12 protein-coding genes are annotated in these 21,199 nt (G+C 67.1%); 10 read left to right on the top strand and 2 right to left on the bottom strand.

The genetic code is table 11. The features are described from left to right. Positions 1-75: 75 nt before the first annotated feature. Entirely contained in the window at positions 76-3,072 is a 2,997-nt protein-coding gene (locus tag ACX40P_RS11545; RefSeq protein WP_459126482.1) for a TonB-dependent receptor, read from the top strand. A gap of 175 nt (positions 3,073-3,247) precedes the next feature. Here the strand turns inward: ACX40P_RS11545 and ACX40P_RS11540 are convergent, their stop codons facing one another. After that, a complete protein-coding gene (locus tag ACX40P_RS11540) occupies positions 3,248-5,623 on the bottom strand; it encodes a glycoside hydrolase family 2 TIM barrel-domain containing protein (protein WP_459126481.1) in 2,376 nt (791 codons plus the stop codon). 133 nt (positions 5,624-5,756) lie between these two features. On the opposite strand from ACX40P_RS11540, the gene ACX40P_RS11535 reads away from it, so the two are divergent. From ACX40P_RS11535 to ACX40P_RS11500, 8 genes are all read left to right on the top strand, one after another. Further along, on the top strand, positions 5,757-7,643 hold the full coding sequence (locus tag ACX40P_RS11535; RefSeq protein ID WP_459126480.1) for a rhamnogalacturonan lyase: 1,887 nt from the start codon (positions 5,757-5,759) through the stop codon (positions 7,641-7,643). 147 nt (positions 7,644-7,790) lie between these two features. Continuing rightward, positions 7,791-9,233: a rhamnogalacturonidase gene (locus ACX40P_RS11530; protein WP_459126479.1), complete on the top strand. Its 1,443-nt coding sequence runs from the start codon at positions 7,791-7,793 to the stop codon at positions 9,231-9,233. A 110-nt stretch (positions 9,234-9,343) separates the two neighbouring features. Continuing rightward, positions 9,344-9,661 (top strand): L-rhamnose mutarotase, encoded by a 318-nt coding sequence (locus ACX40P_RS11525; RefSeq protein WP_459126478.1) that lies wholly within the window; start codon positions 9,344-9,346, stop codon positions 9,659-9,661. Continuing rightward, positions 9,658-12,759 carry a glycoside hydrolase family 35 protein gene (locus ACX40P_RS11520; protein ID WP_459126477.1) on the top strand — a complete coding sequence of 1,034 codons (3,102 nt, stop codon included), beginning with the start codon at positions 9,658-9,660 and terminating at the stop codon, positions 12,757-12,759. The genes ACX40P_RS11525 and ACX40P_RS11520 overlap by 4 nt, the downstream gene beginning before the upstream one ends. Then, the gene (locus ACX40P_RS11515; protein WP_459126476.1) at positions 12,756-13,946 is read left to right on the top strand and encodes a glycosyl hydrolase 53 family protein; all 1,191 of its coding nucleotides are present in this window, start codon (positions 12,756-12,758) and stop codon (positions 13,944-13,946) included. Before ACX40P_RS11520 ends, ACX40P_RS11515 begins: the two co-directional genes overlap by 4 nt. After that, positions 13,947-15,062 (top strand): beta-galactosidase BglB, encoded by a 1,116-nt coding sequence (bglB, locus tag ACX40P_RS11510; RefSeq protein WP_459126475.1) that lies wholly within the window; start codon positions 13,947-13,949, stop codon positions 15,060-15,062. It abuts the gene before it with no gap. Beyond that, positions 15,062-17,467: a glycosyl hydrolase 115 family protein gene (locus ACX40P_RS11505; protein WP_459126474.1), complete on the top strand. Its 2,406-nt coding sequence runs from the start codon at positions 15,062-15,064 to the stop codon at positions 17,465-17,467. Before bglB ends, ACX40P_RS11505 begins: the two co-directional genes overlap by 1 nt. A gap of 13 nt (positions 17,468-17,480) precedes the next feature. Further along, on the top strand, positions 17,481-18,131 hold the full coding sequence (locus ACX40P_RS11500; RefSeq protein ID WP_459126473.1) for a TIGR02466 family protein: 651 nt from the start codon (positions 17,481-17,483) through the stop codon (positions 18,129-18,131). Positions 18,132-18,140: 9 nt separating this feature from the next. Here the strand turns inward: ACX40P_RS11500 and ACX40P_RS11495 are convergent, their stop codons facing one another. After that, a complete protein-coding gene (locus tag ACX40P_RS11495; RefSeq protein WP_459126472.1) occupies positions 18,141-19,457 on the bottom strand; it encodes an oligogalacturonate lyase family protein in 1,317 nt (438 codons plus the stop codon). 104 nt (positions 19,458-19,561) lie between these two features. Between ACX40P_RS11495 and ACX40P_RS11490 the strand changes: the two genes are divergently transcribed. Beyond that, positions 19,562-21,199, top strand: a complete 1,638-nt coding sequence (locus ACX40P_RS11490; protein ID WP_459126471.1) for an MFS transporter — start codon at positions 19,562-19,564, stop codon at positions 21,197-21,199.

Raw genomic sequence — 21,199 nt, 5'->3', positions numbered from 1 at the left:
TCGTACATTGTGGAACGCAATAATAACAATTGAGACGCGAACGTGCTTCGCGCGGACCTTTGGGGAGGAGAGATCATGTCGAATCATCTGGATAATCGCCTGTATCGTAACGGCTTGTCGGCCGGTGCGCTGGCCATCGCGCTGTGCTGGGCCGGTGCTGCCGTTGCGCAGACGACCGCGCCGAGCGGCGATTCGACGACCCAGCAGACGCCGGCCACCGCCGCTGCCTCTCCCGCGCCCGACGATCAGGGCGAAGACATCGTCGTCACCGGCTTTCGCGCCTCGCTCAACAGCGCGCTGAACCAGAAGCGTCTGGAGACCGCGGCGGTCGACAGCATCGTCGCCGAAGATCTGGGCAAGTTCCCGGACTCCAACCTCGCTGAATCGATGCAGCGTATCCCAGGCATCGCGCTGGCACGCGGTGACGGCGGCGAAGGGCGCAACATCTCCGTTCGCGGCCTCGGCGCTGCCTTCACCCGCGTGCGCATCAACGGGCTGGAGGGCACGTCGCAGACCGGCGGCTCGGACATCTTCGGCGCGGGCAACAACGGCCGCAGCTTCGACTTCAACGTCTTTCCGACCGAGATCTTCTCGTCGCTCGCCGTTCGCAAGACGCCGTCGGCCGATGTCGAGGAAGGCTCGCTCGGCGCCACCGTCGATCTGGCAGCACCCAAGCCGATGGCGCAGAAGTCCGACTTCGTGCTGAGCGCCACCGCGCGCGGCACGTGGAACGAGCTGTCGAAAAAGGTCGATCCGCGTGCCTCGCTGCTCGTCTCGAAGAAGTTCGGCGACAGCGGCTTCGGCGTGCTCGCCTCCGCCGCCTATCAGCAGCGTCACCTGCGCGAGGTCGGCTATGCCGCGGTCGATATCCTGTCGTCGAATACCAATGGCGGCTTCTGCTCGCCGATCGGCGTGACCCCGCTCAACCCGGCCGTCAGCACCGCCAAGGGCACCGACGCCGCCAACTGCAGCACCGGCAATCCGCGCACCGGCTCGGTCGCCGCGTACAACACCATCCAGGCGCTGCGCCGCGCCGACCTGCCCAATGTCGCGGGCAGCGGCGCCTTCTTCCCGCGCATCCCGCGTTACGTGAATTCGGAGCAGAAGCAGGAGCGTATCGGCGGCACGCTGTCGTTCCAGTACAGCCCGGATTCCGACACCGATGTTTCGGTTGACCTGCTGTATTCGCGTTTCGAAGTCACGCGTAAGGACAATTACATCGCGCTCGTGTCGTTCGGCCGATCGATCACGAACAACGGCCAGCCGATGACGTCGGTGCGCGATGTGGCGTTCGACGCCAATGGCTCGCTGACCTATGGCCTGTTCGACGGCGTCGATGTGCGCTCGGAAGGGCTCGTCGATCAGTTCGTGTCCGACTTCAAGCAGGCGAACTTCAACCTGAAGCGTCGTCTGACCGACAATCTCGAGGTCACCATGCTGGTCGGCAAGAACCGGTCGGTGTGGGACGGCAAGAAGCGTCTGCAGACGTTCATTGACAACATCGACGCAGACGGCGTCGCGATCGATTTCCGTGGCGGCGGCACCACGCCAACGCTCACCTATGGCTTCGACGTCGCCAATCCGGCGAACTTCTCCTACGCCCCGGCACTGTCCGACGGCACCGTGCTCGGCGGGTTCAGCCTGCAGGGCCGCCCGCAGAAGAACACGACCGACAACTTCACCGGGGAGCTCAACCTCGCCTGGACCGTGGGCGAAGCCTTCACCCTGAAGGCCGGCGGCCAGTATCGCGAGAGCGATTTCCTCAGCACCTTCCTGCGCCCCTATGCGGCGGACGCGGTCGTCCGCGCGCTGCCGTCGGGCACCAGCCTCGCGAGCATCACGCGCCAGATCAACGGCGTCGGCGACTTGTGGGGCAATGGCGCGCCGAACAGCTGGGCCGCGATCGATCCCGACAAATGGGCGAACACCTTCGGCTTCGACCAGATCCGCTTCTGCGGCGTCGAATGCGGTGGCGGACGCACCCGCATCCTGGAATCGGTGAAGGGTGCCTATGTGATGGGCACATTCAACCTCGACGATGCGATCGGCTACGGCATCCGCGGCGACATCGGCGTGCGCTATGTGAGGACCGACCTGAATTCGTCGGGCATCATCGCCGTCGCGCCGCCGGCGGGCACGACCTCGCCCACCAACCTCGTCGGTCGCTATGCGAACGTGCAGACGTCGTACGAGGACTGGCTGCCCTCGGCCAACTTCGTGATCGAGCCGATCCGCAACCTGCTCTACCGCTTCTCGGCGGCGAAGGTCATGTCGCGTCCCGAACTCGGCCTGCTGGCCCCGACCAGTGGTGTCACCGCGACGACGCGCAACGGCACGATCAACAACCCGTTCCTCGATCCCATCCGCGCCAACACGCTGGATGTCGCCGTGGAGTGGTACTTCCGTCCCGGCTCGCTGCTCTCGGCCGCGTTCTTCTACAAGGACATCAAGAGCTTCATCCAGAACGTGAACAGCCAGATCCCATTCAACCAGCTGGGCCTGCCCAACGCGCTGCTCGACGGGACGAACACGGCACCGACCGAGATCTTCACGATCAGCCAGCCGTTCAATACGCCCGGCGGTCCTCTGAAGGGTGTTGAGCTGAACGCGCAGATCCCGTTCACCTTCATGGGCGGTTTCCTCAGCAACTTCGGCGTGCTGGCGAACTACACCCACGTCACTTCGCGCATCCGCTACATCCTGGCGAGCGTGAACGGCGTGCCGACCGTCACGACGACGGCGGACTTGGTCGGCCTGTCGAAGAACACAGCGTCGGGCACGATCTATTACGAAGACAACAAGTTCAGCATCCGCAGCACGGCGAACTACCGCGACCGCTTCATCCGCGGCATCCCGGCCTCGCCCGGCAGCGACCTGCAGGGCAATGCGCCGACCTTCTATGTCGACGCCTCCGCCTCGTACAATGTCACCGACAACATCAAGCTGATCGTCGAGGCCACCAACCTGACCGACGAGCAGAACCGGCTGTATATCGACAGCAAGCGTGAGGACACCCTGTTCGAGACGCGCATCGGCCGCACGGTCAACGTGGGCGTAAACGTCCAGTTCTGAATGATGGGGGGGCCGCGGGTGACCGTGGCCCCCTTTCCTATTCGCACTGCCGGGACCCCGGATTTGTTCCGGGGGCTACCGAGCGGCACGCGGGTATTTGCAAAGCCTTGCGCGGTGTTCGCGGCCCAGTGGACCCGGAACAAGTCCGGGGTGACGAAGGGAGCAGTCCGTTCCCTTACCGCGTAGCGATCGTCACCTGCCCCGCCTTCAGCCCCTCGGCACGCGCCGTCACGCGGATCGCCCCCGCCCCACCGGTGCCGCGCACGAAGGCGACCGCCTTACCGCCGACGACCTGACGCACCGGCGACGTGAACGGCGTGTGATCCGTCACGCTCGCATTGTCGTACGAGATCAAAGTCCCCGGCCCCTCGACGCTCACCGTCACCGCATCGCTCGCGCCTGGCACGACGACGCCCTTCGCATCGACCACCTCGACCCGGACCGCGACGACATCGTCGAAGCCCGATCCGACCCGCCGCGCCTCCGTCACTAACCGGACGGAAGTCGGCGCCCCGGCACTGCGCAACACGTCTTCACCCACCTTGCGCCCGCCGCTGTAGGCAACCGCGCGCAGTTCGCCCGGTGCATAGGGAACGGTCCAAGTCACTGCGCTGTCGTCGGCGTTGCGGGGCTTGCGGCCCAGCGACCGGCCGTTCAGCGTCAGCTCGACCGTCTCGGCGTTGGTATAGACCTCGACCTTCTCGTCGTGCGGCGCAGCGCTGGCGGGCGTCCAGTCGGTCAGCGCGCCCGGCCCCTTGGGCTGCGGCAGCGCGATCCCGACCATTGTCGGCATTTCGCTGATGTCGATCACCTCGGTCACGCGGCGCGCCAGCTTCACGACAGGCTTCGTCGACCACCAGCTCGCCCGCTCCCACCCGATCGGCTTCACCCCGTCGAGACGATCGACGAGGCCGGAGGGGTTGCTGATCGCCGGCCATCCGGCGCGATCCGCCTCGCCCAGATAATCGGCGCCGGTCCACAGGAACATGCCGGCATAGGCGGGGTTATCGCGCACCACGAGCCAGCTGCCGCGGTTCTTGCTGTTCTCCGTGCCAACGATCTTGCGCGTCGGCTTATCGGCATGCGCCTTCGCCAGTTCGGTCTCGCGATAGTTCTGGCCGACGACGTCGAGCAGGTCGGCGGTGCCGTTGACGTAATCCTTCGTCGTGTTCGGCCGGAACAGTGCCTGCGTCACCGGGCGCGTCGGATCCTCCTCATGGAACACCGCGGTCAGCCGCTTGATGATCGACTGCGCCACCAGCGGATAGGGCGTGTCGTGAATCTCGTTGCCGATCGACCAGATGACGACGCTCGGATGGTTCCGGTCGCGCCGCACGAAGTCGCGCGCATCGATCGACGACCAGTCGGTGAAGAACAGATGGTAATCCTCCGGGTTCTTCGCGACCGTCCACATGTCGAACGCCTCGTTCATCACGACGATGCCCAGCCGGTCGCACAGGTCGAGGAATTCGGGCGAGAACGGGTGGTGCGCGGTGCGGATCGCGTTGACGCCCAGCGCCTTCAGACCCTTCAGCCGGCGCTCGTAGACCGACAGCGGCACCGCCATGCCGAACGGGCCGACATCGGCGTGGATCGCGGTGCCCTTCAGCTTGATGTTGCGCCCGTTGAGCCAGAAGCCCGTCGCCGCCTCGAATCGCGCGTCGCGCACGCCGAAGGGGACGCGCTCCTCGTACAGCACCGTGCCGTCCGTGCCGACGACGCGGACGATCGCGGCATGCATCGCCGGATCGTCGATGTCCCAGCGGCGCGGGTTCTTCAGCACGCCCGTGATGGACAGGTCGGTCGCCCGCCCCGCCGGCAAAGACTGCGGCGTCCCCGTCACGCGCGTGATCTCGCGCCCGTCGGGGCCGAGGATCGTCGCCTCAATGCGCGCCTGCACCGGCGCGGTCCCGCGGTTCATCACGCTGCTGCCGATCGCGAGCGGCGCGGCACCCGGCGTGATCGCGCCGACCCGCACCGTCGTCGCCCAAGGTTCGGCATGGACGTCACCCGTCACGATCAGGCGGACGTGGCGATAGATGCCGCCGCCCGCATACCAGCGCGACGCCGGCTGCGCGGCGGTGTCGGCCCGCACGGCGATGACGTTGGGCTGACCGGCGGGTGCCAGATGCTGCGTCAGTTCGTAGCGGAAGCTGGAATAGCCGTTGGGGCGGTGGCCGACGTGATGACCGTTGATCCACACCCCCGACCGCTCCATCACGCCGTCGAATTCGACGAAGACGCGCTTGCCGGTATCGGCGGCGGGCAGCGTGAAATGCTTGCGATACCAGGCGACGCCCGTCGGCAGGAACCCACCCGACCCGGTCGCTGGCGCATTCTGGTCGAACGGTCCGGCGATCGCCCAGTCGTGGGGCAGCGACACCGCGGTCCAGCCCGTGTCGGCGAAGGCGGGCGCCTCCGCCCCGGCCACGTCACCCTTCACGAACCGCCAGTCGGCGTCGAAGCTGCGGCTCCCCGCCGGCTGTGCCGCGGCCGGCAGCGCGAGTGCGAATGCGGCGACGCCGCTCATCATCCAGATCGGCCGTGCCATTCGCGTCTCTCCCTGCCCGTGCTTATCCGGATCAACGACGAACCGGTTGCTTCCCGAATCCTAGCACGATAGATCAGTAAGTGGGAATACCGAGCGACACGGTCGCCGGCCATCACGGTTCTGGAGAGGTGCTATGCCGACGTCTGCGATTCTGATCCTGGCGGCGCTCGCCGCACCGCAAGCTGCACCCGTCGTCGCCGGCCGCACCGTCGAGCGGCTCGACCGCGCGCTGGTCGCCGTACCGGCTGAGGGCGGCGGCAATCACGTGTCGTGGCGCTTGCTGGCGACCGATCCGAAATCCACCAGCTTCACCCTGTCGCGCGACGGCAAGCCGATCGCGCGCGTCGCGGCAGGCAAGGCCACCAGCGTGCGCGACGCCGGCGGCACCGCGACCTCACGCTATGCGCTCACGAGCGGCGGCAGCGGCGCGCCCGCGACCGCCACGGTTTGGGCGGATGGCTATCTGTCGATCCCGCTCGACAAGCCCGCGGACCGTACGGCACCCGACGGCGAGCGCTACACCTATTCCGCCAACGACGCCTCGGTCGGCGATCTCGACGGTGACGGTCGCTACGAAGTGATCGTCAAATGGTATCCCTCGATCGCCAAGGACAATGCCTTCGCCGGCTACACGGGGGAGACGTTGCTCGACGCCTATACGCTCGACGGCAAGCGGCTGTGGCGGATCGACCTCGGTCGCAACATCCGCTCGGGCGCGCATTATACGCAGTTCATGGTCTTCGATTTCGACGGCGACGGCCGCGCCGAAGTCGCGATGAAGACGGCGGACGGCACGGTCGACGGCACCGGCAAGACGCTGGGCGACGCCACCGCCGACTATCGCGCGAAGGACGGCGAACAACCATCGACCGACCGTACCGGATCTGACACCAGCGCCGATGGCCGCCGCATCGCCCGGATGAAGGGACGCATCCTGTCCGGTCCCGAATATCTGACCGTGTTCGACGGACGCACCGGCCGCGCGCTGGCCACCGCGCCCTATGCCCCGCCACGCGATCCGACCGGGGATAATCCGACCGCCGAGCAGATGGCGGCGACCTGGGGCGACAGCTACGGCAACCGCTCGGAACGTTATCTGGCCGGCGTCGGCTATCTCGACGGCAAGCTGCCCAGCATGATCTTCGGGCGCGGATACTATGGCCGGTCGGTGGTCGCCGCCTGGGATTGGCGCGGCGGCAAGTTGAGCCAGCGCTGGGTGTTCGACAGCGCGACTCCGGGCAACGAGAAGTACGGCGGAAACGGCAACCACCAGCTCTCGGTCGCCGATGTCGACGGCGATGGCCGGGACGAAGTGATCTACGGATCGATGACGATCGACGACGACGGCAAGGGGCTGTGGTCGTCGGGCCTCGGCCACGGCGATGCGATGCACGTCGGCGACCTCGACCCCACCCGCCCCGGCCTCGAGAAGTTCGGCGTGCATGAAACGATGCGCATGAGCGGCAACCGCGGCGCGGCGATGCTGGATGCGAAGACCGGCGCGTTGCTGTGGTCGACCCCCGCCGACAAGGACACCGGCCGCGGCATCGCGATCGACATCGACCCGCGCCACGCGGGTGACGAGGCCTGGGCGTCGAACTCGCCCGACCTCTACGACGCGCGCGGCAAGGTCATTCCCGGCGGTCACCCGCGCGCCGCCAATTTCGGCATCTGGTGGGACGGTGATCGCCTGCGCGAACTGCTCGACGGCAAGCGCATTTCGAAGTGGGACTGGACCGCCGGGCGCGAAACCGTGATTCTCGATCCCGCCGACGTGGTGTCGAACAACGGCACGAAGCAGAATCCCTCGCTCAGCGCCGACATTCTCGGCGACTGGCGCGAGGAACTGATCGTCCCCACCACCGACAGCAGTGCGCTGCGCATCTACACCACGCCGATCCCGACGACCGAGCGCATCGTCACGCTGATGCACGACCCCGTCTATCGCCTAGGCGTCGCGTGGCAGAACACGGCGTACAATCAGCCGCCGCATCTGAGCTATTTCCTCGGGGCGAAGTGATACGCGGTAAAAGGCGTTGGTGAGATTGCCTCTCTTCCCCGTTCGCCCTGAGCCTGTCGAAGGGCTGTCCTTCTTCGTGCCGCATGCCGTGTCGCGCGAAGTAGAAGGGCAGTGCTTCGACAAACTCAGCACGAACGGAAGAGGGGCATGAGAACAGGCCGAACCTTCGACGTCCGCACCCACGGCGCCACGGGTAATGGCACCACGCTCGACGGCCCCGCGATCCAGTCCGCGATCGACGCGGCGCACGACGCGGGCGGCGGTATCGTCGTCTTGCCGCCAGGTCGCTACCTCAGCTTCTCGCTACACCTGCTATCCCGCGTCACGCTGACGATCGAACCCGGCGCGACGCTCATCGCCGCTACCCCCGGCCCGCTCGGCCGTTACGACTTGCCCGAGGACCGTGGCCCCCAACTCTATCAGGACTTCGGCCACAGCCACTGGCACAACAGCCTGATCTGGGCCGAACATGCGCAGGATATCGCCATCCTCGGCGGCGGGCGGATCGACGGCCATGCGCTGACCCGCGACGGCCCCGGTACTCCGTGGCAGCCGCAATCGGGCGAGCGCCCGCTGTCGATGGCCGGCATGACCGACGCGCATATCGCCGCGCTGGAGCGCACGCCCGATGCGATGCGGGGTCTGGGCAACAAGGCGATCGCGCTCGCACATTGCGACCGCGTCCGCGTCGCCGATCTGACGATCGACCGCGGCGGGCACATCGCGCTGCTGGCGGGCGAGGTCACCGATCTCGCCGTCGAACGGCTGACGATCGACACGATCCGTGACGGCATCGACCTCGACTGCGTGCGCCGCGCCACCGTCGAGAACTGCCGCGTCAATTCGCCCAACGACGATGCGATCGTGCTGAAGACCAGCCTCGGCCTCGGTCGTCGCGGTGCCTGCGAGGACATCGTCATCCGCGACTGCGTCGTCAGCGGCTATGACGTCGGCACCCTGCTCGCCGGCACGCTCGGCCGCACGCAGGACATCGCGCCAGACCGCGACCGCGTCACCGGGCGCATCAAGCTCGGCACCGAAAGCAACGGCGACTTCCGCCGCATCCGTGTCGCCAACTGCCGCTTCGAACGCAGCCGCGGCCTCGCGATCGAAAGCGTTGACGGCGGCACGATCGAGGATATCGTCGCCGAGAATCTCTCGATGGAAGAAGTCACCACCGCGCCGCTGTTCCTGCGTTTGGGCGCGCGGCTGCGCGGGCCCGAGGTCACCACGCCCGGCGCGATGCGCGGCGTCAGCGTGCGCGGACTGAACGCGACCGGCATCGACCCGCGCTTCGCCGCCACCGTCGCGGGGATAGAAGGTCATGCCATCGAGGACGTGCGCCTGACCGAGATCGACCTGTCGTTCGCCGGCGCAGTCGACGCGGTCCCGTCCGATCCGCCGGAACTGGCGAGCGCCTATCCCGAACCCAGCATGTTCGGCCCCACGCCCGCCTGGGGCCTTTGGGCGCGCCACGTCCGTGGCTTCGCCGTCACCGGCCTGCGTTTCTCACGCGACACGCCCGACCCGCGCCCGCCGGTGCGGCTGGACGATGCGGAAGTTTGCGGTCCCATCGACGCGACTTTCTGATACCGTGCGCCTGCAGGGGGGGCGCACATGCCAAGCAACATCGTTGACCTCCCGCCTGTCCGTCGTTACCATATCCTGCATAATCATCCCACATGATGGGCGGGAGAGGCATGACGACCACGCACGCATTCCGGATGCAGCTGAAGCCCGGCGTCGTCGCCGAGTATAAGGCGCGCCATGACGCGATCTGGCCGGAACTCGCCACGCTGCTGCACGACAGCGGCATCCGCGACTATTCGATCTTCCTCGATGAAGAGACACTGTCGCTGTTCGCGGTGCTGAAGCTGACCGACGACAACACCCGCGACGGGCTGCCCGACCATCCGGTCATGCGGAAATGGTGGGATCACATGGCCCCGCTGATGGAGGTCGAACCCGGCAACAAGCCCAAGGAGTGGCCGCTCGTGCCGCTGTTCCACCTCGCATGATCCGCGCCGTGCCCGCATCCGTTCGTGCTGAGCCTGTCGAAGCACTGCCTTTCTTCCGCGCCCCGCGACGCGCACAAGAGAGAAAAGGACAGCCCTTCGACAAGCTCAGGGCGAACGGTGGGAAGTGGATTCGCGTCACCCTCCTCGCCGCCGCCAGCCTGATCGCGCTCCCGGCGTTCGCGCAGGACGCCAAACCCACCGCCAACTTCAACGCCCCGGTGAAGACCTTCGGCCGCGTGTCCTACGACGCGCGCTCGCTGATGATCGACGGCAAGCGGCTGGTGATCTGGTCGAGCGAGATGCACGCCTTCCGCCTGCTCTCCCCCGACCTGTGGCGCGACGTGTTGCAGAAGATGAAGGCCAGCGGCTTCAACACCGTCGCCTTCTATTTCGACTGGGGCTTCCACAGCCCGAAGAAGGGCGTCTACGACTTCAGCGGCATCCGCGACATCGACCGGCTGCTGACGATGGCGGAGGAGGAAGGCCTCTATGTCATGACCCGCGCGGGGCCGTATGTGAATGCGGAGCTGACGCGCGGCGGGTTCCCCGGCTGGCTGGTCAACCAGCGCAGCCGCGCGCGTACCGACGACCCCGATTACATGGCCGCCGGCGACGAATGGCTGACCCGCGTCCACGCCATCATCGCGAAACACCAGATCAACGGCGACGGCAAAGGCCATCGCGGCAACGTCATCCTGCACCAGATCGAGAACGAGCTGGCGCTGACCACCCCGTCGCAGCGCCGCTACATGGATCACCTCTACGCCAAGGCGCGTGGCGACGGTATCACCGTCCCGATCTTCCACAACGATCAGGGCCGCAACGGATACTGGGTGCCCGAGGACAGCAAGGTCGAGAAGGTCGTTCACGGCCCGAACGACATGTACGCGTTCGACGGCTATCCCGGCGGCACCTGCACCGTGCAGGGCAAGGTCACGCGCGGCATCGCACCCGACTGGGGCTATTACGGCACTGGCGGTGCAAAGGGCGGCGCGTCGGCCAGCCCGAACACGCCGGGCTTCCTCGCCGAATTCGGCGGCGGCTGGTTCGACTATTGGGGTTCGAACGGCGGCTATGACTGCAACGCGCTCCAGCGCGGCAAGCGCTTCCAGCGCGTGTTCTACGGCACCAACCTCGCCAACGGCATCGGTATCCAGAGTTTCTACATGGGCTTCGGCGGCACCAGCTGGGGCTGGTTGCCCGGCCCGGTCGTGTTCACCAGCTACGACTATGGCTCGGCGATCTCCGAAACGCGCGAGGTGCGCCCGAAGGCGGAGGAGCTGAAGCAACTCGCCGGCCTGATCCGCAACGTGCCCGACCTCGCCGGCATGGTGCCGGCCGGCGTACCGACGATCTCTTCGCCCAACATCGCCGTCTATCACAACAAGTCGCCCGAAACCGACGCGCGCTTCCTGATGGTGACGCACAAGCCGTCGAACGGTCAGACGAACGACCGCTTCACCGTCACCGCCGATCTGCCGGACGGGCGCTACACGCTGCCGTTGCAGCTGAACGGCTTCGACGCGAAGTGGCTGGTCGCAGGCGTCAATCTCGGTGGCCAGCGGCTGGTCTATTCGACCTCCGAACTCCAGGCGCTGACGAAACACGCCGGCGGCGACCTGATGCTGCTTTATGGCCGCACGGGCGAGGCCGGCGAGACGGTACTGCACTACGCGAGCGAACCGCGCGTGACGGTGCTGGACGGACAGGTCACCTCGACCTTCGCGAACGGCGACCTGAAGCTCGCCTACACTCATGGTACGCTCTCGCGCATCCGGGTGAGCGGCGGCGGTCGCCCCGCCCTGACATTGCTGGTCGGCGACGAGGCCGAGGGCGCGAAATTCTGGGAAGAGGGCGACCTGCTGATCCGCGGCCCCGCGCTCGTCCGTTCGGCGAAGACGACCGGCGGCACGCTGGCGCTGACCGGCGACGTGCGCGAGGCGAGCCCGCTCGAAATCTGGTCGCCGTCCGCCATCCGCCGCGTGACGTGGAACGGCGCCGCCGTCCCGACCCGCAGCGCCAACGGCACCACCATCGCCACCCGCCCGCTGGCCGCGCCCGCGACCTTCGCCCTGCCCGCACTCACCGCATGGCGCACCGCCCCCGGCTCGCCCGAGGCGGACCCCGGCTATGACGACGCGGCGTGGGAGAAGATCGACAACCGCGCCTACGCCAGCATCACCGCACGCCCCGATGGTCAGCCGAACATGCTGATGGACGCTTACGGTTTCCACGAAGGCGACGTCTGGTATCGCGGTCGCTTCACCGGCACCCCATCGGCCGAGCGCATCCAGCTCTACTACGGCGCCGGCGGGTCGGGGATGGTGCAGGCGTTCCTCGACGGCAAGTCGATCGGCCAGCACGAGCTGCCCTCCGGCCTGCCGCGTCCGATCACCACCGGCACCGCGGTCTTCGACCTGCCCGACGCCGCCCGCGCGCCCGGCGAGCATGTGCTGAGCGTCATGCTGCGCAACAACGGGCATAACTGGGATCTCGACGCCGACGATTTCCACAAGGAAGCGCGTGGCCTCGTCTCCGCCTCTGTCGAGCCGCGCGTCGGCCCCAGCTTCTCGGTGCCTGTCGCCTGGCGCATCCAGGGTCGCCGGGGCGGCGAGGACATCGCCGATCCGGTGCGCGGCGTGCCCAATTCGGGCGGGCTCGACGGAGAACGGCGCGGCTGGCACCTGCCGGGCTTCGACGATCGCAGCTGGTCGACGACCGCCGCACCCGCCGCCGGCACGACCTGGTATCGTACCGGTTTCGACCTCGCCGTGCCGAAGGGGCAGGACGCGACGATCGGCATCGCGTTCGGCGACACGACCAAGCCGCGCTCGGTCGCGCGCTACCGCGTGCTCATCTTCGTCAACGGGTGGAACATGGGCCAGTTCATCGCCCACATCGGCCCGCAGCGTGTCTTTCCGGTGCCGGAGGGCATATTGAACCACCGCGGCCGCAACAGCATCGCGCTGGCGGTCACGTCGGAAGGCGCACCCGGCAACGTGCTGGAACCGGTGAAGCTCGTCACCCTGCGCAACGTCCGCGGCGGCATTCCGGTCGCGACGGTGAAGGCGCCTACCACCCCGGCGGAGCTGAAATGAGGATCGACCGGCGTGGCTTCACCGGCGGCACGGCGGCCCTCTGCGCCGCCGGCCTCGCCGGACCCGCGCTGGCCGCCGCGCGTCGCAAGACCTATCTGCTCGGCGCCGACGTGTCGTGGATCCCGCAAGACGAATATGCCGGCGCGACATATTTCGAGAACGGCGTGCAGCGCGATCCGCTCGCCATCCTGAAGGATGCCGGCTTCAACGCGCTGAAGCTGCGCACCTTCGTCGATCCGACGCAGGGCTATGCCAAGGGCAAGCCCGGCCCGCCGTGGTGCGGGATCGAGCAGACCGTTTCGTTCGGCCAGCGCATCCGCAAGGCCGGCTTCCACCTGTCGACCACGCTCCACTACTCGGACACCTGGGCCGATCCGCAGAAACAATCGAAGCCCGCCGCATGGGCCGACCTGCCGTTCGCGAAGCTGGTCGACGCCGTCCACCGCTACACAGCCGACACATGGACGACGCTGAAGGCGTCCGGCGCCGCGCCGGACCTCGCCGTGCTGGGCAACGAGACGACGTTCGGCATGCTGTGGCCGGAGGGTCGCGTGCCGCTGACCATCCCGACCGGCAATCCCGTCACCGACCGCGAACACATGCAGCCGGTGGCCGGCGGCGGCTACGACCGTTTCGCGGCGCTGCTGAACGCCGCGATCGCCGCGACCCGCGACGTCCTGCCGGGCGTTCCGATCGTGCTGCACAACCATCTCGGTCGGCACTGGCCGATCGTCCGCCACTGGACCGACAGCCTGATCGCGCGCGGCGTCCGCTTCGATGCACTCGGCTTTTCCTGCTACCAGCAGGCGGCGGAGGGCGACTGGCAGCGCACGTTCCGCGAATTCGCGCGGCGCTATCCCGACATCGGCATGCTCGCGCTCGAATATTCGTCGCGAAAGCGCTATCTGAACGATCTCGTCCACGCCCAGCCCAACGGCTGGGGCAGCTATATCTGGGAGCCGATCCGGCATCAGGAGGCGATCTTCGACCAACAGGGCCGCAATGCCGGCGGCGGGCCGAAGCCGAACCTGCTGTCGGGCGGCCTGAATGCCGCGGAAGCGCCGGGCGGCACGCCGTCCGCGCCCGAACCGCACCGTACCAATCCCGGGGGACGCTTCGACGCCGACCCCGCCTTCCTCACCCTCTATCGCCGCATGGCGACCGACTATCGAACCAGGAGAATTTGAGTGGCCGCGCTGAACCACGACGTGCCCCGGGCAGACGTCTCGCAGAAGATCGATCTGCTGATGGACAACCTCGTCAACATCAAGGACGAGACGGGCGAGTTCCTGCTCCATCTGGAGGACGGACGCATCATCGATACGAAGGGCTGGGCCGGCTGGGAATGGACCCACGGCATCGGCCTTTTCGGCATCTGGCGCTATTTCGAGCAGACCGGCGACCAGAAGGCGCTCGACATCATCAAGGGCTGGTTCGCCGATCGTTTCGCCGAAGGTACACCGACGAAGAACATCAACACCGTCGCTCCCTTCATCACGCTCGCCTATCTCTATGAGTACGAGCCGGACCCGAGCTACATCCCCTATCTCGACACGTGGTGCGAATGGCTGATGGCGCCCGACGGCCTGCCCAAGACCGAAGAAGGCGGGTTCCAGCATATCGTCTATAACGACGAGAATCCGGGCGAGATGTGGGACGACACGCTGATGATGTCGGTGCTGCCGCTCGCCAAGATCGGCCTGCTGCTGAACCGGCCGCATTATACCGAGGAGGCCAAGCGCCAGTTCCTCGTCCACATCAAATATCTGTTCGATCGCAAGACCGGCCTGTGGTTCCACGGCTGGGACTTCAACGGCCGGCACAATTTCGCCGAGGCTCTGTGGGCGCGCGGCAACTGCTGGGTGACGATCGCGATTCCCGAAATCATCGAAATCCTCGATCTACCGCAGGGCGATGCGTTCCGCACCTTCCTGATCGACACGCTGGAGGCGCAGGTGAAGACGCTCAGCGAAACGCAGGACGCCGAAACCGGCCTGTGGCACACGCTGATCGTCGATCCGTCGAGCTATCTCGAAGCGTCGGCCACCGCCGGCTTCGCGTACGGAGTCCTGAAGGGCGTGCGGAAGGGCTATCTGCCCCGCAAGTATGAGGAGGTCGGCATCAAGGCGGTGAAGGGAGTGATCGCCAACATCGACGCGACCGGCGAGTTGCAGCAGGTCAGCTTCGGCACCGCGATGGGCGACACGCAGCAATTCTACAAGGACATCCGCCTCACCTCGATGCCCTATGGCCAGAGCCTCGCAATCTGCGCGCTGGGCGAATTCCTGCGGACGTATATCTGATGCGCTACGGGGCGGCGTTGCTCGCGTGGCTCGCCGCCCTGTGCCTGTCGGCCTCGGCCCACGCCCAACTCGCCGACTGGATTGATACCACCGGTCGCGGTCTCCCCCTCGCCGGCGCGCGTGTTGAAACCGCGCCGGGTGACTTCCCCGTCGTCGCCATCGCCGCCGCCGACCTGCGGCGCGACCTTGAAGCCGTCGCTGGCGTTCCGGCCCGCGAAGACGGCCTGCGGATCTGGGCCGGCACGATCGGCCGCAATCCCGCGATCGACCAGCTGGTCGCCACGCGAAAGCTCGACGCGCGCAAGTTGAACGGCGCGTGGGAGAGCTTCGTCATCGCCACGGTGGGCAATCCCGCACCGGGCGTCGCCCAGGCGCTGGTGATCGTCGGCAGCGACCGGCGCGGCACGGCCTACGGCCTCTACGAACTCTCCCGCGCGATCGGGGTCAGCCCGTGGCACTGGTGGGCGGACGTCACGCCGATCCGCCGCCCTGCCATCGCCATACGCCCCGGCACCCGACGCTTCGGCCCGCCCTCGGTCCAGTATCGCGGCATCTTCATCAACGATGAGGACTGGGGTCTGACGCCCTGGTCGGCGACCAGCTTCGAACACGGCACGAAGGGCATGGGACGCAAGACCTACACGAAGGTCTTCGAACTGCTGCTGCGTCTGAAGGCGAATACGCTCTGGCCGGCGATGCACAAGATATCGCCACCGTTCAACGCCGACCCGGCCAACGCGAAAGCCGCCGACGACCACGCCATCGTGATGGGATCGTCCCACGCCGAACCGATGCTGCGCAACAATGTCGGCGAATGGACGGCGGACAGCCACGACTATGACTATGGCCGCAACCCCGACGGCGTGCGCGCCTATTGGGAGGCACGCGCGAAGGCCAATGGCGCTTACGAGAGCATCTGGACGCTCGGCATGCGCGGCATCCACGACAGCGGCATGCAGGGCGCCGACGACATGCCGACGCGCCGCCGCTTCCTCGAAAGCATCTTCGCCGATCAGCGCGCGATGATAGCCAAGCATGGCCGCCCGCAGGCGCCGCAGGTGTTCACGCCGTACAAGGAAGTGCTCGACGTCTATCGCGCCGGCCTGACGGTGCCGGGCGACGTGACGTTGATGTGGCCCGACGACAATTTCGGCTACATCCGCCGCTTCCCCACCCCCGCCGAACGCGCGCGGCCGGGTGGTGCGGGCATCTACTACCACCTCTCCTATCTCGGTGCGCCACTCTCCTATCTCTGGCTGTCGACGACGCCGCCCGCGCTGATCGGCGAGGAGATGGCGCGCGCGTACGACCTGGGCGCGCGGCGGATGTGGATCGCCAACGTCGGCGACATCAAGCCCGGCGAACTCGCCACCGACTATTTCCTGTCGCTCGCCTGGGACATGCCCGGCACCCGCGCGCTGGGGCCAGCGGGCTTCACGAAGCGCTGGGCGGCGGAGAATGTCGACGGGGCACAGGCCGGTGCGATCGCCGACGTCCTCGCCGAGCATCACCGCCTCAACTTCATCCGCCGGCCCGAGCATCTGCAATGGTGGCTGCCCGGCGAGCGCGCCAAGCCCGGCGCGTGGTCGCTTGCCGAAGCCGACGCGCGCCTGACCGCGTTCGACCGCAATCTCGCCGCCCTCAACGCGATCATCGCGAAGCTGCCGCCGACGCGCGCCGCCGCGGGCTTCGAACTGCTCGGCTACCCGATCGCCGCCGCCGCCGAAGCGAACCGCCGCACCCTGTCCGCCGACGCGCACGACCGCCTGCGCGACGCCGACTTCGGCCAGGCGATGGCCCGCGCTGCGCTCGCCCGCACCGCCGACGACCGCCTCACCGCGCTCGGCCAGCGCTACGACGCGCTGGAGGGCGGCAAGTGGCGCGGCATGATCGCGCCCGAACCGGCGGACGGCCAGTGGCGCAACTACCGCACCAGCCCGGTCATCCTCCCCGCCGTCCTCGGCACCCCGCCGCCAGTGCGCAGCGAAGCGCCGCCCGCACCCGCGCCAAAGCTCGACCTGACGACCGTCAGGGGCAACTGGCGCCGCGTGCCCGACCTCGGCCGTGACGGCTTGGTCCTCCGCTCGGTCGTCGGCCGCCCGGTCAGCGGCACCGCCACCGTCACCCTGCCCGCCGGCCGCTGGACGTTGCTGCTCGACCTGTTGCCCACCTATGCCGACGACGACGGTCAGCCGCTTGCCCTGACGCTGACAATCGACGGCAAGCCCTACCCGCTCACCGCCCCCCGCACGACCGGCGACAAGGCATGGTCGCAGGCCGTCCTCGACAATCGCATCACGCTGACGCTACCGACCGCACTGACGGCAGGCGACCATCGCTTCACCTTGGCGGCGCAGCATGGCGGCGTGCTGGTCGAGGCGATCCGCTTCGTCCCCGCCACCTGATCGGCGTCATCACATGCAGTCCGTCGACCCATCTCTGATCCCGTCCCCGGCATCGCTCGCGACGCTGTTCGTGACGGAGGTCTATCAGACCGGCTTCGCCGGCACCCCGCTCGACCCGCTGATCGCCCGGCTGGACACGGCCTGCCGTACACTCGCCCGCGACGATGCGCCGGGACAGGCGTGGAGTGAGCGGCAGGGGTATCTCGGCTACACCTCCTACGACACGGCGGACGAGCTGACCTCGCTCGACCCGGCCTTCGCCGATCTCAAGACGCTGCTTGATGTCCACGCCGCCATCTATGCGCGGCTGCTGGAGATGGACCTGCGCGGCAAGCCGCTGCGCATGATTCGCAGCTGGGTGAACGTCCTGCGCCCCGGCGGCGCGCATGGCGGACACATCCATCCGCACAGCGTCATCTCCGGCACGATCTACATCGCCGTTCCCGAAGGATCGGGCGCGCTGCAGTTCGAGGATCCGCGACACGTGCAGATGATGCACGCCCCCATGCGCAGCCCCAACGCCAGGCTCGACCGCCGCCCGCATATGGCGATCGCGCCGGTGCGCGGCAGCCTGCTGCTGTGGGAAAGCTGGCTGCGCCACGAGGTGCCGACGAACCGTGCCGTCAACGACCGCATCTCGATCAGCTTCAACTACGACCTTTGACGAACGGCGCTATCGCGCCTTTGACACCTCCACCGCATAGACATGCGCCGCGCCCTCGAAATTGCCGCGGAACACCGCCCATTTGCCATCGGGGGTGAAGGTCATGTTCGGCTCCATCCGGTAATCCTGCTTGCGCATGTCGACCAGTTTCTCGGTCGCAAAGGTGCCCGGCACGATCAGGCGGTCGGCATTGTCGGCGCGGATGCCCGCCACGTCCGGCACGCCCTGCGGCGTGAACAGGTAGAGATATTTCGCGTCCGCGCCCTTCGCGACCATCTCGGCATCCGCCCCGTCCCCCGAGAAGCGCTTGCCGTCGGGCGTCAGGTTGTAGTGGACCGACCACTGGTTGCGGTCGAGATTGTACTGGGTGCGCTTGCCCGTCCCCAGCTCATAGCCCGCCACCCAGAACACCTGTCCGCGCGGCGTCTGCAGATCGTACCAGATCGTCTTGCCATCGGGCGACCAGAACTCGTGGCCGGTGATCTCCATGTTCATCGTGCGCGTGTGGACCAAAGTCTTGCCCGATCCGTCCGCGCGGATCGTCCAGATGCGGTCGACGCGGTGCCAGGGGCCCTCGTGGCAGTACATGATCGCTTGCGGGTCGGTGGGGGAGAACTGGACATGGTTCAGCCAGTCCTTCGACGCGGTCACGACGCGCCGCGCGCCGGTGCGGAGGTCGATCGTGAAGATCTCCATCGGCACGCCGGCGTCCAGCCGGCGGTTCATGTGCGTTTCCTTGGCATCGGCATAGGGCATCGGGCGGCCGTCGGGCCAGTTGGCGCGATAGTCGTTCACGCCCGGCGTATTCTCCTCGCCGTTGCCGCGCGCCAGCGTGCCATCGGGGCGCAGCGGCACGACCGCCGTCGCGACCTGCCCCAGCAACAGCGTCTCGTCCGCGTTGATCGATCCGATCCACCCGCCCGGCACCGTCGCCACCTTGCGCACCCGCCCGGTGTCGGCGTCCGCCGCCATCACGTCGAACGGCTTGCCCGAATCGTCGCGCCCGCGGCTGGCGAAATAGACGTTGCGCGTCTTGTGGCCCGTGAAGAGCAGCACCGCGCCTTTCGTCGTCACCAGCGGCTTCACGTCCCACGTCTTCAGGTCGGCGATCATGATGCCGCCGGGGCCGGTGAAGACCATCTTGTCGCCCTGCGGCAGATAGCTGTTCTGGTGGAAGTAGAGGTTGACCGAACCCGCCTCCCGGCTGACGCGGACGACGCGGTGGCCGGTCGCGGGATCGACCCATTCGCGCGCGGGCTGCGCGACGGCCGCACCGGTCGTCAAAAGGGCGGCGACCGCTGCCCCGACATATGCCATCCTTGCCATGATCCACTCCTGCGCGACTTGTGTTAGTTCCACATATCATGATAGCCGTTCAGAATATGGAGTAAAGAACAGGCCGAGCCTGTCTTTGTCGGGGAGGATATCACTTGGCTACCACTGCCCCAGTCGCCGGCGCGCCTGCGCGCCGTCAGCCGCGCTGGTACAATTACTGGGGCTGGGGCTCGGGCGACATGCTGGGCGCGGGCGCGCAGGCGGTCATCACCGGCTGGCTGCTCTACTTCTTCACGACGTTCTGCGGCATGTCCGCGGCCGAAGCGGGCCTGATCCTCGGCCTGCCGCGCCTGCTGGAGGCGATCACCTGCCCGCTGATCGGCTATGTCTCCGACAATCTGCGACACACCTGGATCGGGCGGAAGGTCGGACGGCGCAAGATCTTCCTGCTCGTCACCATTCCGCTGCTGCCCAGCTTCGCGCTGATCTTCATCGCCGGGCACAGCTTTACCTATTATCTGCTGACCTTCATCTTCTTCGAATTCGTCTACACGATGTTCCTGATCCCGTGGGAGACGCTCGCCGCGGAGATGACCAACGATTACCGCGAGAAGGCGAAGTTTGCCGGCGCGCGCATGCTCGTCGCGCAGAGCTCGGCGATCCTCGCCTCCTACCTGCCGACGCTCATCATCAGCCAGCTGGGCGGCAAGGATTCGCCCGACACCTTCTTCATCATGGCCGCGATCTTCGGCGCGATCTTCAGCCTGGTCGTGCTGCTGGTGGTGATCTTCACCTGGGAGCGGCCGTATACGGAGGCCGAGAAGCTGATTCAGCCCAAGCCCTTCGACATGAAGGCGGCGCTGCTGATCCCGGCGACGATGTTCCGCGACCTGTTCTCGACGCTGCGCATCCGCGCGTTCCGCCAGCATCTGTCGATCTATCTCGGCGGCTATATCTCGCAGGACATCTTCAACACCGCCTTCCCGATCTTCGTCGTGACGGTAATGATGGGCGCGACGCTCATCATCTCGCAGTTGCTGACGACGATGTACGTGGCGCAGCTCATCTCGGTGCTGATCGCCATCAACATCGTCATCCGCACCGGGCCGGTCGTCGCCTACCGCATCGCGATCAGCTTCTTCGGCGCAGGACTCCTGCTGTTCCTCGCCTTCTACTACTACCGCCCGGCCGGCTTCGTCGCCGATCTGGGCGCGCTCGATGGCAACATCCTGTCGGCGCTCAATCCCGCGTCGCCGGCGTTCAGCCCGGTGCTGATCTTCTGGCTGTTCGTGCCGATCGTGCTTGCCGGGCTCGGCCGCGGCACGCTCAACTTCGTGCCCTGGTCGGTCTACAACTATTTGCCCGACGTGGACGAGGCGGTGACGTCGCAGCGGCGCGAGGGCATCTTCGCCGGCGTGATGACGCTGGTGCGCAAGCTCGCCCAGTCGATCGCGATCATCTTCACCGGCTGGGTGATCGATCTGGGCGGCTACGTCTCCCCGCCGAAGGGCGCGCCGATCGAGGCGATGTCGCAGACACCGCAGGCGATAACGACGATCACTTGGCTGCTCGTGTTCGGGCCGATGCTGGTGATGCTCGCCGGGCTGCTCGCGTCGTGGCGCTTCCGCCTCAATGCCCGCACGCATGGCGTGCTGATGGCGGAGATCGATCATCTGCGCGCCGGCGGCACCACGCCCACGTCCCCCGAAGCCGCCGAGATCGTCGAGAACCTGTCGGGCTGGCGGTACGACCAACTGTGGGGCAACAACCCCGTCGCCGGCCCCAAGCCTTGA

This window comes from Sphingomonas sp. RS2018 (genome assembly GCF_054489605.1).
Note: the sequence above shows the minus strand (reverse complement) of the source record. Positions and strands in the feature narration are given on the sequence as shown.

What these genes read in the sequence shown, in the direction of transcription:
- ACX40P_RS11545 (WP_459126482.1), top strand. Translation starts at nt 76, where the DNA reads ATGTCGAATCATCTGGATAATCGCCTGTATCGTAACGGCTTGTCGGCC.
- ACX40P_RS11540 (WP_459126481.1), bottom strand. Translation starts at nt 5,623, where the DNA reads ATGGCACGGCCGATCTGGATGATGAGCGGCGTCGCCGCATTCGCACTC.
- ACX40P_RS11535 (WP_459126480.1), top strand. Translation starts at nt 5,757, where the DNA reads ATGCCGACGTCTGCGATTCTGATCCTGGCGGCGCTCGCCGCACCGCAA.
- ACX40P_RS11530 (WP_459126479.1), top strand. Translation starts at nt 7,791, where the DNA reads ATGAGAACAGGCCGAACCTTCGACGTCCGCACCCACGGCGCCACGGGT.
- ACX40P_RS11525 (WP_459126478.1), top strand. Translation starts at nt 9,344, where the DNA reads ATGACGACCACGCACGCATTCCGGATGCAGCTGAAGCCCGGCGTCGTC.
- ACX40P_RS11520 (WP_459126477.1), top strand. Translation starts at nt 9,658, where the DNA reads ATGATCCGCGCCGTGCCCGCATCCGTTCGTGCTGAGCCTGTCGAAGCA.
- ACX40P_RS11515 (WP_459126476.1), top strand. Translation starts at nt 12,756, where the DNA reads ATGAGGATCGACCGGCGTGGCTTCACCGGCGGCACGGCGGCCCTCTGC.
- ACX40P_RS11505 (WP_459126474.1), top strand. Translation starts at nt 15,062, where the DNA reads ATGCGCTACGGGGCGGCGTTGCTCGCGTGGCTCGCCGCCCTGTGCCTG.
- ACX40P_RS11500 (WP_459126473.1), top strand. Translation starts at nt 17,481, where the DNA reads ATGCAGTCCGTCGACCCATCTCTGATCCCGTCCCCGGCATCGCTCGCG.
- ACX40P_RS11495 (WP_459126472.1), bottom strand. Translation starts at nt 19,457, where the DNA reads ATGGCAAGGATGGCATATGTCGGGGCAGCGGTCGCCGCCCTTTTGACG.